Annotated in this window: 11 protein-coding genes; 6 read left to right on the top strand and 5 right to left on the bottom strand. The window is 36.7% G+C overall.

Features of this window, described 5'->3' with window-relative positions; all coding sequences use genetic code 11:
- Window position 1: 1 nt before the first annotated feature.
- Window positions 2–1,264 carry a tryptophan synthase subunit beta gene (gene trpB, locus CXF79_RS08755; RefSeq protein ID WP_101154668.1) on the top strand — a complete coding sequence of 421 codons (1,263 nt, stop codon included), beginning with the start codon at window positions 2–4 and terminating at the stop codon, window positions 1,262–1,264.
- Entirely contained in the window at window positions 1,264–2,112 is an 849-nt protein-coding gene (gene trpA / locus CXF79_RS08750; RefSeq protein ID WP_011044287.1) for a tryptophan synthase subunit alpha, read from the top strand. The genes trpB and trpA overlap by 1 nt, the downstream gene beginning before the upstream one ends.
- A gap of 94 nt (window positions 2,113–2,206) precedes the next feature.
- Here trpA and CXF79_RS08745 read toward each other — a convergent pair whose 3' ends face one another.
- From CXF79_RS08745 to CXF79_RS08735, 3 genes are all read right to left on the bottom strand, one after another.
- A complete protein-coding gene (locus tag CXF79_RS08745; protein ID WP_232769126.1) occupies window positions 2,207–2,563 on the bottom strand; it encodes a hypothetical protein in 357 nt (118 codons plus the stop codon).
- Window positions 2,564–4,467: 1,904 nt separating this feature from the next.
- Window positions 4,468–5,139 carry a GNAT family N-acetyltransferase gene (locus tag CXF79_RS08740; protein WP_011044289.1) on the bottom strand — a complete coding sequence of 224 codons (672 nt, stop codon included), beginning with the start codon at window positions 5,137–5,139 and terminating at the stop codon, window positions 4,468–4,470.
- Window positions 5,140–5,307: 168 nt separating this feature from the next.
- Entirely contained in the window at window positions 5,308–5,700 is a 393-nt protein-coding gene (locus CXF79_RS08735) for a DUF3192 domain-containing protein (protein ID WP_011044290.1), read from the bottom strand.
- Between the two features lie 192 nt (window positions 5,701–5,892).
- On the opposite strand from CXF79_RS08735, the gene CXF79_RS08730 reads away from it, so the two are divergent.
- Window positions 5,893–6,258 carry a hypothetical protein gene (locus CXF79_RS08730; protein ID WP_011044291.1) on the top strand — a complete coding sequence of 122 codons (366 nt, stop codon included), beginning with the start codon at window positions 5,893–5,895 and terminating at the stop codon, window positions 6,256–6,258.
- A gap of 20 nt (window positions 6,259–6,278) precedes the next feature.
- Here the strand turns inward: CXF79_RS08730 and syd are convergent, their stop codons facing one another.
- A complete protein-coding gene (gene syd / locus CXF79_RS08725; protein ID WP_101154667.1) occupies window positions 6,279–6,881 on the bottom strand; it encodes a SecY-interacting protein in 603 nt (200 codons plus the stop codon).
- A 55-nt stretch (window positions 6,882–6,936) separates the two neighbouring features.
- On the opposite strand from syd, the gene queF reads away from it, so the two are divergent.
- Window positions 6,937–7,797, top strand: a complete 861-nt coding sequence (gene queF / locus CXF79_RS08720) for an NADPH-dependent 7-cyano-7-deazaguanine reductase QueF (RefSeq protein ID WP_101154666.1) — start codon at window positions 6,937–6,939, stop codon at window positions 7,795–7,797.
- Window positions 7,798–7,873: 76 nt separating this feature from the next.
- Here the strand turns inward: queF and CXF79_RS08715 are convergent, their stop codons facing one another.
- Window positions 7,874–9,664, bottom strand: a complete 1,791-nt coding sequence (locus tag CXF79_RS08715; RefSeq protein WP_232769125.1) for a M61 family metallopeptidase — start codon at window positions 9,662–9,664, stop codon at window positions 7,874–7,876.
- Window positions 9,665–9,987: 323 nt separating this feature from the next.
- Between CXF79_RS08715 and CXF79_RS08710 the strand changes: the two genes are divergently transcribed.
- Both CXF79_RS08710 and ppnN read left to right on the top strand, forming a co-directional pair.
- A complete protein-coding gene (locus CXF79_RS08710) occupies window positions 9,988–11,598 on the top strand; it encodes a GGDEF domain-containing protein (protein ID WP_101154664.1) in 1,611 nt (536 codons plus the stop codon).
- A gap of 91 nt (window positions 11,599–11,689) precedes the next feature.
- Window positions 11,690–13,036: a nucleotide 5'-monophosphate nucleosidase PpnN gene (ppnN, locus tag CXF79_RS08705; RefSeq protein ID WP_101154663.1), complete on the top strand. Its 1,347-nt coding sequence runs from the start codon at window positions 11,690–11,692 to the stop codon at window positions 13,034–13,036.

The following is a 13,036-nucleotide window of genomic DNA, read 5'->3' as shown; positions in this document are numbered from 1 at the left end:
GATGTCAGATGCAAATAAGAATACTCAAAAGACAAAATCAAATAAAACTCGCTTACCTGCCTATTTTGGTGAGTTTGGTGGTATGTACGTTGGTGAGTTATTAGTCCCCGCACTAGAGCAATTAGAGCAAGCTTTTATCGAGTCTCAAACCGATGAAGCCTTTTTAACCGAGTTCAATAATTTATTAACAAAATATGCTGGCCGACCTACACCATTAACGTGTTGTCGTAACATTGTAAAAAACCCTCTAGCTAAAATTTACTTGAAGCGTGAGGATCTATTACATGGTGGCGCACATAAAACGAACCAAGTTTTAGGACAAGCTCTACTTGCTAAGCGCATGGGTAAAACTGAAATAATTGCTGAAACGGGTGCTGGACAGCACGGTGTTGCAACCGCGATTGCCTGTTCATTACTTGGGTTGAAATGTAAAGTTTACATGGGCGCTGTAGATTGTCAGCGACAACAGCCTAATGTTTTTCGTATGGAATTAATGGGCGCTGAAGTTATTCCTGTAACGGCTGGCTCAGGTACATTAAAAGACGCGGTTAATGAAGCACTAAGAGACTGGTCTGCAAATTATGAAAATGCACACTACTTATTAGGTACAGCTGCCGGGCCTCACCCATTTCCTACTATAGTGCGTGAATTTCAAAAAATGATTGGTGAAGAAGCCAAAGCACAGTTTTATGATGAAGAAGGTCGTTTACCTGATTATGTTATCGCCTGTGTTGGCGGTGGTTCAAATGCTATCGGCATGTTTCACGATTTTATTAAAGAAGAGGGTGTTAAGCTTATTGGCGTTGAAGCCGGTGGTAAAGGTATTGATACCAACGAACACGGTGCAACACTTGTTGCTGGTACAAAAGGAATGTTGCATGGTAACTACACCTATATAATGCAAGATGATTTTGGCCAAATTCAAGAATCTTACTCAGTATCTGCTGGTCTTGACTACCCTGCGGTTGGTCCACAACATGCCTTTTTGAAAGATACTGGACGTGCTCAATATGTTCCTATTAATGATGATGAAGCATTGGCAGCATTTCAAGCCTTAGCAATGAATGAAGGCATTATTCCTGCACTTGAATCATCTCATGCCCTTGCCCAAGCATTAAAAATGGCAGAGTCTGCAACCGAAGAAACTATTTATTTAGTTAACTTGTCAGGTCGTGGCGATAAAGATTTAGCCCATGTCCATGCTATTCTTTCACCTGAAGAAGCTTCATCCACAACAAAAGTTAAACACAGAGGAGAGGCATAATGTCAAACTCAAACATTCAACAAGCTGGTGCCCGATACCAAGCCTCATTCGCGTCATTAAAAGAAAAAAATGAACAAGCCTTCATCCCTTTTGTCATGATTGGCGATCCTAATGCTGAACAGTCAATTGCTGTTATCAAAAGTTTAATTGATGCTGGAGCTGATGCCTTAGAGTTAGGTATTCCATTTTCGGATCCAAGTGCTGATGGTTTGACTATTCAAAATGCAGCTCTTCGTGCTTTAGGTGCTGGCATCAACACCGATATTTGTATTGATATATTAAAAAGAGTAAGAGAATACGCGCCACAGATACCTATTGGTTTATTGCTTTATGGCAACTTAGTTTTTGCACGCGGTATTGATGCCTTTTATCGGGATATGAGCGCAGCTGGAGTTGATTCAGTTTTGATTGCTGATGTACCTATTAGAGAGAGTGAACCGTTTAGAGAAGCGGCATTAAAATACGGTATTGCTCCTATTTTCATTGCGCCTCCTAATGCGAGTGATGAAACCTTACGTGAAGTGTCCTCATACTCTCGTGGTTATACCTATGTATTAAGTCGCGCAGGCGTGACCGGCGTAGACACGGCAGAAAGCCCCAAAAACACTGTTACGACGACAGCAAACAAGTTAATTGATAGTTTAGCAAAATATCATGCTGCGCCTCCTGTGCTAGGATTTGGAATTTCAACACCACAACAAGTTAAAGATGCCCTCAAAGCAGGCGCTCTTGGTGCAATTAGTGGATCGGCAGTAGTTAAAATCATTGAAGATAACTTAGCCGACGAAAGTAAAATGCTCATTGATTTAACGCATTTTGTTAAAGATATGAAAGCTGCTACGAGGTAATAAACGCCTAATAACGTTAAGTTATCAAGTGACCGGCTAATTAATAACAATAAAAAAAGGAGCAATTATATTGCTCCTTTTTTATTATGTTTATTTAAATTCTCAACATGCGGACTGATAAAAAAACTATCACTAACGTTAAACCGATAAAGAGCAATGCTAAAAGATGATACAAACTTCGTTGCAATTTAATTTTAGCCCGTGTAAACACGCCTTGTGAGACTTCATCGTTCTTTGGGAGATTATGGAAAAGAGAAAGTAATATATTAAATAGTAATAACCATATCAAGCCAACAAAACTTAACATAGCTGTAGGATCGGTTGATTGCGTTGGCAAAGATGTTTGCAGCACCTGAGTAACAATAACTGCAATGAGCAGTGCTGCCACTATATAAGTCAATTTACGAAATGGTTGTAGCTTTGAAGACAGTTTTTCTAATATTTCCAACATGAACAGCCCAACTCTCAAATGACTCAATGATTTTCGAAGAAATGACATTCAAAGCATACGGTACTGGTTGATAATGATTTTCCCTAGTAAATCATATCGATAAACGAACAGAGATTATAATCTAAACATAAAAAAATGCGACTCAATGAGTCGCATTTTTGTAACTAGCTTATACGGTGCGTCCTGCACACATATTAATGATCTCATTTCTTCCTTGAACAACTATCCTTAGTATATCCTTTATGAATCCATTCATGTCCATGTTGGGTAACGGTTACGTTTCCTATTCAATCATCCATAATTAGTGTCTTCCTGACCCTATTTCCTTTAAAGTATACAATTCAACAATTCCGTGTTTTATCCTTTAGTTAACCTTCCTTAGCTAACATTCCTTGGTTACGCTTCCTTGGTAATAGTCTTCCGTAACTATTGTCTTCCTGACCTTGGTTATCCTCACCAAGCCACATCCTTGTTTATATCATCCATAGCGGCATCCTACCACTAGACTTCATCCTTAAAGCCTCCTTGTTAAACCCTATTATTAATAGCACTAACGTGTTATTAATAATTAAAGCATCCTGCGTTAGGTTTTCCTTCTCTCTTATACAAGCATCCTTACTCATATCTTCCTTGAAATGCATCCATTGCATTATTCCTGCTCAACTCAATCCCTGAGTCATGTTACCGTCCTCGGTAAGTCCTTAAGTTACTATATCCATCTTAGTAACCGCATCTTCCTTAATCACGTTACAAGTAACGCCGAAGCCCCCTGCTCCTTGTCTCCCTGACATGATTGATATTACACCTAAATATCGTTTATCGAAGCGAGTAATAACAAAGTTCAAAATGTAAAAATAATGTAACAAAAACTTTTTTTATTTTACTCTTATTAATCAGTACGATAGGATTTATTGGTCTTATATTCTAGCTGAAATTGCCAACATATCTCACACTGATGTAGGACATGTCTTACAAAGAATACAGAGGTTTGGCGGTGTTATTATTTATCCAGAGATGAACTAGAGTAAATACGGTTTGAAGCGGGGTTGTCGAGTAATTTTTATAACTGGGTGATTTATTAGGATCTATAAAAAATGCGACTCATTGAGTCGCATCTTTATAACTAGCTTATATGGTGCGTCCTGCACACATATTTAATGATCTCATTTCTTCCTTGAACAACTATCCTTAGCACATCCCTTATGAGTCCACTCATATCCATTTAGAAAAACGATTAGTCTCTCATTTAATCATCCATAATTCATGTCTTCCTGACATTGGCTATCATCACTAAGCCATATCCTTTCATTTCTTCCTTTGTGGTATCCTACCACTCGACTCTATCCTTAAAGTCTCCTTATCAAACCCTATCCTGAATAACACAAAAATATTATTTAGAATTAAAGCATCCTGCTTTAGGTTTTCCTTTTATCTGACACAAGCATCCTTACTTATATCTTCCTTGAATAGCATCCGTTGCATCCAACTTTCTCAACTCAATCCTTAAGTAATAATTACCGTCCCGGTAAGTCCTTAAGCCACTAGATTCCATCTCAGTAACTTGCATCTTCCTTAATAGCATTACAAGTAATGCTGAAGCCCCCTGCTTCTTGTCTTCCTGACAGGAATAATAATACACCTAAACATCATTGGTCGAAGCAGGTTAACAATTAAGATCCAAATACAGAAACAACATCACAATTAATGACAAAAAATAACCGATTACAATCAATAACTTAAGGTTGTTATTTAAATGAAGCAGCAGAAATTGCCAATATATCTCACAGTGATGTAAGACATGTCTTACAAAAAAAATAGCACTTTGTCAGTGCTATTTTTTTTAGGGAATGAAATTAGGGAACAAGAGACCTACAGTAGCTTCAATAAAAGCAAATAAATAACATTTATTCTTCTTTATCTCGATAGTGAACCATCACAGAACCACAGACATTGCCTACTGTCACCTCTTTAACCGTGTGATAATCAACCTGTTTGAAGAATTCTTTAAATTTTCCTGAGGTTGCATACACCGCAACACCCTCACTATCGGGATGTTCATCAAGAACTGTATTTACAGCGGCCATTAAGTAGTGACCAAAACCATGCTGTTGATGCAGTGGATGAACTGCGATAAAGGATAAAAAGTGAAATATTTTTAACGGCACAGCAGCCAATACAGTGTGCTCTTTTTGCATCATTTGTTTGGTACTAAAGTAACCTGCATTCAACAGCATCTTTAAACGCCAATGCCAAAAACGATCACTCGCCAATGTTTCATCAGGGCTATTAATACAAGCAACACCAACCATAGCCTCACCTAGATACAGTCCAATCATAGGCTGTTTAGCTTGCCAGAAAGCATTAAGTTCTTCCCTGATAGCACCACGAAGACGTTGCTCATAATCTTCTTTATCGCTTTTAAAAATATCTAAAAAAACGGGGTCATCATGATAGGCTTGATATAAAAGGGACGCGGCTAATTTCAATTCATGAGCACCCAAATATGTCGCTCGAATATTAACGTCTTGATTTATATTGCTATCAACACTACTTTCTACCGATACTGTCTCACTCATTATTATCCCTACTCTGACGATGGATGATCATTAATTTAACAACCCACCATACCAGTATAATTTCAAATAGGTCAAATATAATAAGTTTAGAACAAACTGTTACTATAGATGTGGAGATAAAAAAATACCCCGCTATGCGGGGGATTTAAAATTCAAGAAAACTAATAATTAATTTGCTATAACCTTATCAATTTTTGAATAATCTCCACCATTACCTGTTTCTACTAGTTGGCCATTAATAAACTGGAGGAAAGTACATTCATCTTTTGTCGTTAAACCATCTTTATGTTTGCGTTGGGTGCGATAATATAGAACGCGCACTGTATTATCGCCATCAGCATAAGTCTCAGAAAAATCAGAAACACCTAAATTTTCTTGTATATCCATAAATGAAGTGCCTAATTGTACTTTGGCAATTTTCTTACGATTTTTATAAGTTCGGTCTTCGCTATCACCAACAAAACCATGATCCATTCCGTCGTCATTTATTTTAATAACACATCCAGATAATGTCATAGCTAGTGGAGCTGCAATCAGTAAAGCTATTATTGATTTTTTCATGTCTATATTTCCTAAGGTGTTTTAATATTTATTATAATGCTCAGATGTATTAAGGCAAAAAACAAGCCAAATGATTAAGTAACTGAATTTAAAGAGTTTTAAAAAATAAGAAAATGAAAACCAAGACATCTTTAGTTATATTGGCTAAAATATAGTTAAATTAATTATTCATATTCCAAATCAGTAAGTAAAATGACAATTATCGATGAAATTTTAATCTGCGCAAATCAATTAGCTAATGCCGGAACAAAGCCGACAGTTGCTTTAGTAAAAGCAAAGCTAAGTCAACGTGCTCCATTAGCTACGGTAATAACTACTCTGAAAGGCTGGCAGCATCAACCCGACTTTATTGCTCCTACAATTAATGAAGAACAAGTAGTGAATAACGATTCATCGGCAAAAAACACGTCGGAGTTACTGGAATCCTTACTTGAAAATGGTGTGATAAAAAAAGTGATTCAACAATCATTAGCTTTGGAATTAACTGAAATGAAAAAAGAGCTATATGAGATGAAGTTGCTCATCAACAACTTAAGTGAGCAACTGACTAAAAAGTAGGAATGATTTAATCTTTGCTATTATGATTTTTCACTCACTACATTTTTATGAGTTAACTGACTTATAAACTCAGCTAATGAATCGCTGAGTTTTTTATGCGGCTTACAACCAACTTGTTCGACCCAGACCTCTCCACTACTGTTATCTACAGAAATAATCATGTCTTCCTCGTCGGTAACAGCGAAAAAAACAGTTTCAACTTGCTTTAACTTTTGTTTCATTAAAATATGACCGATGATATTTTCTTGTAATCGTTCAAAATCGTCTTTGTTCCAAGCAAAAAGAAGAGATAATTCACCGTCATCAGACTGCGCTTCAATATCACCGCTAAAAATAGTGGTGAAATATATTTTAATATCCGGATGTAATTCAATATTTAATGCTGACTCGACATTCTCAAAAGAGAGAGCTTCTTCTTTGTTATCAGCTAATTGAACACTTTCCATTGCAACGGCTTGCCAGTAATGGTGACTAGTATCATGTGAACCTAAGTCACACGGTGATAGCCATTGTTCATCATGTTCTACTGTAGGAAGATGTCCAAATTGCTCGACGTGTTGTTGACTATAGCTTTTACTGAAGTTTAAAATCGCTTGCGTTAAAGTTTTATTTGTAGATGTCATATAAAGAAAAGATCCTTTAAAATAGCGAGATACTAGCTCACTACTGAAAAATTTTATGGCCAATTATCAAAATGCAACGGAACTCAGCAAATTAACACTGGGGAAAAGTACACAATATTGCAGCGAATATACCGCAGATTTGCTACAAGGAGTACCTAGAAGTTTAAATAGGGACGACTTAGCACTAAATCAAAGTAATTTACCTTTTGTAGGTGAGGATGTTTGGTATGGATATGAACTATCATGGTTAAATGGAAAGGGTAAGCCCGTTGTCGCTGTTGCTGAATTTCGATTTGCTTGCACCAGTGACAATATTGTTGAATCAAAGTCGTTTAAACTTTATTTAAATAGCTTTAATCAAACACGGTTTTCCAGCATTAAAGACGTAGAGAAAGTATTAACTAAAGATCTATCAAAAATAGCTGGCTCTGTGGCAAGCGTAAATTTGTTTGGTGTTGATCACTGCCCTGCCTTAGATATTGCCAAAAAATCAGATAAATGTATTTGTATTGATGGTGAAGATATTAGCATAGACAATTATCAATATGACCCACAATTGCTCGCTACAGCACAAGATGAAAGATCAGGCTCTCAAATTGAAGAGTATTTAGTTAGCCATCTATTAAAATCTAATTGTTTAATAACTAATCAGCCAGATTGGGCGAGCATCTATATCCATTACCGTGGTAAAGCGATAGATCACCCATCATTGTTAAAGTATTTAATATCGTTTCGCCAGCACAATGAATTTCATGAACAATGTGTAGAGAGAATCTACTGTGATTTACAGCAATTTTGTCAACTTGATGAGTTAACCATTTTTGCACGCTACACCAGACGAGGAGGGTTAGATATTAACCCATTCAGAAGTAGTCATATTGAACAAGCTCCTTTTGCCAGAACATTGCGCCAATAACAGAGAGCATTCCTATAAAATAAAAAAGCATAGAGCGACATAACATGCGTGCTTTATGCTTTATGCTTTTATATCACTATTTCTTCTCTGGAAAATCGACACCCGTCCATGCTTTAAAAAATGCTTTTTGTTCGACACTTGCCTTTGCAATTGGAATGATTTTTAACTTGTTTTTAGGTATCGCTGCCAGTTTAAGACGGCTAGTTATTAACTTATCTCTTCGAAAATAGGTAACCGTAATAGTTTGTTTCGGTTTAAAATCTTTTAAACGGTTATCAAGTTCATTGTCGAGCAGGCGCAGTCCATCGATTGCAACAATGACATCTTCTGTCGTAAGTCCTGCGTCCCATGCTGGACTATTTTTCTCTACCGATGAAACAATTAAATCATGGTTATCTAGCTTAGTTTTAAGACCAGTCCAAACTTTAGATTGCTCACTCGATTTATCCTTAACATTTTTAGCATAACTCATCTTTAGACCAGCTTTAGCTAATAAAAGGTTAAAATTAATTTTTGTTGTTCCTTGGATATTTTTTTGCCACCAAACTTGATAGTCGTCACCTGTTATCTGTTCTAATATACTTAAAACATCTTGTTCATCATAGCCTTTTGGCAGGCGATGTTGTTGGTAAAGTTGATTGTGTGCATTTCGATAACTTTTCGATAATGCAGTTTTAGTGAGAATATCAAAATCAAGTAACCAAGAGGCTAAAAATCCTTCTGAATAAATGTTCACGCTATGATTATTACCATAATCTCCTCCCTCACTTATCCAAGCATCAAAGCTTGCTTGTGCCACACTCTGACTTTCTTTCCCAGGTTTATGAGCATGCGCGGTAATTCGTTTAGCTAACGCAGTAAAAAATTCATCTGTCGTCATTAAATTACCACGTAATAAAAGCTGGTATTGCAAATAACTGGTTGAACCTTCTACTAACCATAACAAGTTAGAGTAATTTTCTTGTTGATAATCGTAAGGCACAATGCCTTTCGGGCGATACTGCTTTACATTCCATGTATGAACAAATTCGTGAGCAGCAACAGCAATAAAACTGAGGTAATCTTTTCGGGTTGAAAATTTAAAACGCGAACGCTGAATTATGGTTGAATTTACATGCTCTGTTGCACCGCGAGCACCACTCGTTGCGTGCACCATAAATACATAACGCTTAAAAGGGTATCCCTGCCAAACATGCTTACTTTGTTTTACCAATATTTGTAAATCTTTAACCATTTTCGCACTGTCGTAATTACCTTCTCCCCATATGACCAGTTCATACTGTCGATTATCAACGCTAAACTGATAGTGTTCATTAATACCGCTTTCAATAGGAGAATCTACTAGTTGATCATAATCATGGGCAATAAATTGATGGCTATTGTTACCGGATTCAAGACCAGAAAAGCTTTTCCATAATTTAGGCACTGAAAGCTGTACGATATGTTCTGAACTTCGACTTGCCTGACTGTACATAATAACGGCGGAGCTATCTAAAAAAGCATGGCTATCATCAATATGACGAGTTCTTTTCGCCAATTGGTTTGCATAAACTTGGTAAGTTAAAGTGATTTTTTTGTTTTGAGCATCACTCACCTGCCACGTGTTTTTATCTATTTTATGCCAGCTAAGCACATTACCTTGGCTATCTTGAGCAATGAATTCACGAATTCCATTGGCTAAGTTGAGCGTCTCGTATCGACCGGTACGCCAAGTAGGAAGATAAAAGTTAACTTTACTTTCATTTACTTGCTCAAATTTAAGTTCAACGTTCGCTAAATGGTGCTCTGGTTGCTCTACGCTGATGTTAACTTCTACACTCGCATTAGCTGATATCAGCTGTGTAAAAAATAAAGATATTGCTATCATTAGTTTAATTTTATAATTAAATACGCGCGTAAATTCGCTCATTATTGGTACACAAAGTAGTTGCTATAAGATGGCGCTATTTTACCAATGAAAAATTGCTCAATACTATTAAAATTTACTGTAGAACAATGAAAGTAATCTTTTTTCACTCACATACTGATAAATAACATTTTTATGGTATAAACTGTCTTATAATAAGAACAAAGTAATAGTATAGTAATAAACTATTTATCAAGATAAATAGCAGAAAACAAAGCATTAATTATGTTATTTAGACTATATTACGCACTAACTATTCCTCTGCATTAGGATTTATTGGTTTTATGAATGACAGTTCTGTTGCCCAAAAGCAGCTAGTTGCACTAAAAAGAAAACTTGATACTGCCATCGAGTCTCGTAGTTCACTAGAAGATGATTTTAATCTGCAATCTAATCTGCTCATTCAATTTATTGGTAAATTAACGCTAGTTTCCAAAGGCATTGATCTTGAACTGGATAACCGTCTGGCGCAATTAAGAACCCTATTTACCAAGTCAGCTCCAATCTCTGAGATTGAAGAGAAAATTGCAGTTATCTCGAAATTGTTGCAACAACACAGCATAACCAATAGAAAGAATATTTCTCATGTCCATGAGCAGTTTAGCCAAGCAGGTGAAAGCTTACAAAAAATAAATGGCTTACCTGGAGATTTACGTAGAGATCTGCGTACCTTGTTAACAGAAACCAAAGAAGGTAAAGATTCTTTAATCCAGTATATTCCTCTATTAAGTCAATTATTGACCTTTTATGATCATTCTCTAAAAGCCAAAAGTGGTATGGCTAATCAAGGTATTTTGCAGGCTCCTCCTGTTACTTCACCCGAAAATAAAAATGCTATAGTCGGTAGCTCTGTAATCTTGGATGCTCAATTTCTTGAAAAAATTTCAATTTCACTCGGTGCTTTGCCATTATCTAAAGCGCACACGAGTGATTTATTAGCCATTAAGAAAAAACTAATGACTAATCAATCAAGTGAGAAAGTACTGCAAAATTTCATTGATATTTTTGATGTTATTGTCGCTGATTTTAAAGATGAGCAAAAAAATGCTAAAAACTTTTTAACCACGCTAAGTGCCACGTTAACAACGGTACAAAGTGCCGTTAAAGATACCATTGTTACACAGAAAAACTCGCAAAAAGCCAACGATATAATCAATCTCAAGTTACAAAGCCAGTTACTCGATATGACTGGGACCGTAGAGAAAGCGTTAACATTGAGTCAAGTAAAAGAAGATATTAATGAAAAACTACAAGTCATTGCTAATACGTTAGAGCAAAAATCAAAATTTGAACAACAAAATCACCAGCAATTAGCTGATAAGCTTAATGATATGTCGGCCAAAGTTGAACAACTTGAACAACAGAGCGAGATGTTTGAAGAAAAACTGGCCGAACAGCAAAGAAAAAGTATGCAAGATGCTCTAACCAAACTAGCTAATAGAGCTGCTTTTGATGATTTCTTTGCAAAATCAATGATCCGTTTTCATCGTAAATCATTCCCGCTTGCCTTAGTCGTTATTGATATCGATGACTTTAAAAAGATTAACGATACATATGGCCATACCGCTGGCGATAAAACATTACAAGTCATTGCTAACTCAATTGTAAAAAATGTAAGTAAAGGGGTCTTTGTTGGTCGTTATGGTGGCGAAGAGTTTGTTCTTATTTATTCTAAAGTCCAAGAAGAAGCATTAACCGCTGAACTCAATGCTTTGAATAACTTCGTAGCTCGCTTACCTTTTAAGTTTAAAACGAATAAAGTAAGCATTACCCTTTCAATTGGCGCAACGCATATAAAACCTGACGATAACATCCATATTGCTTTTGAACGCGCAGACCAAGCGATGTATAAAGCAAAAAAACAAGGCAAGAATCAAGTTATTTACGTTAAGTAGCGATAAAAAGACACGGCTTAATCGCAGCCTTCACATCTCACCAAGAACAGCTGTATTTTATCATAAGTGATTAGCATAAAAGGAGTGAGCTATGCATACTCAAATTAATCCGGTTGGAAATATGAACTTGCTTTCGCAAGCAGAAGTTGACCAACTGCAACAATCAGTTAGTAGTACCTTATACACACTGTATCGAAACTGTTCCCTCGCTGTCCTCAACGCAGGTTCAAATACTGATGATGCCGAAGAAATTTATCAAAAATACCTTTCATTCGAAATACAGGTATTAAGACGAGAGCGCGGCGTAAAAATTGATTTAAAAAACCCACCAACTCACGCTTTTGTTGACGATAAAATAATCCGAGGTATCAGAGAACACCTATCTGCAGTATTACGCGATATTCTTTTTCTTCATAGTAGCTACAGAAGAGTTCCCTGCTCGTCGGAAGGCATTACCGATTCAATTTTTGATATATTAAGAAATGCCGATCTAATATTGCCAGAGACTGGGGCGAACTTAGTCACTTGCTGGGGTGGTCACTCAATTAAACACAATGAGTATAAATATACTAAAGATGTCGGTTACCAACTTGGTTTACGCGGATTTAATATATGTACAGGTTGTGGTCCAGGCGCAATGAAGGGCCCTATGAAAGGAGCAACCATTGGCCACGCGAAGCAACGTATCAAAGAAGGACGTTATATAGGCTTAACCGAACCAAGCATTATTGCAGCAGAGCCACCAAACGCAATAGTTAATGAATTAGTAATCATGCCCGATATTGAAAAACGCTTAGAAGCATTTGTACGCATGTCACACGGCATAATTATATTCCCTGGTGGAGCTGGAACGGCCGAAGAGCTGCTCTATATTTTGGGCATTATGCTTAACGAAAGTAATTCGGAGCAACAGTTACCTATTATTCTGACAGGGCCTGCAAGCGCTGTTGAATATTTTAATGAAATAGATCTTTTTATTGGCGCCACTCTTGGCAAAAAAGCACAGTCGCTGTATCAAATAGTCGTTGATGATGCTGTTAAAGTAGCCCAAGTAATGAAGCAAGGTTTAGATAAAGTACTTGCACATAGAAAAGCAACAGGTGATGCCTTTCACTTTAATTGGTCACTTATGATTGCCGATGACTTCCAACACCCTTTTGAGCCAACACATGAAAATATGGCAAATCTAAACATTAGTCATGAACTCCCTACGGCTGAACTCGCCGCTAATTTACGCCGCGCCTTTTCAGGGATAGTTGCAGGTAACGTAAAATCAGGGGGCATCAAAGCAATTAGAGAATTTGGTCCTTTTGAAATATCTGGAGATAAAGAGATCATGGCGCTAATGGATAAACTACTTGCCTCGTTCGTAAAACAACAACGTATGAAGTTACCTGGTAGTGAGTATATTCCCTGTTATAAAGTTATTGAGGGTTAA

The sequence above is a fragment of the Colwellia sp. Bg11-28 genome, assembly GCF_002836245.1.
Lineage (GTDB): Bacteria > Pseudomonadota > Gammaproteobacteria > Enterobacterales > Alteromonadaceae > Colwellia > Colwellia psychrerythraea_A.
Note: the sequence above shows the minus strand (reverse complement) of the source record. Positions and strands in the feature narration are given on the sequence as shown.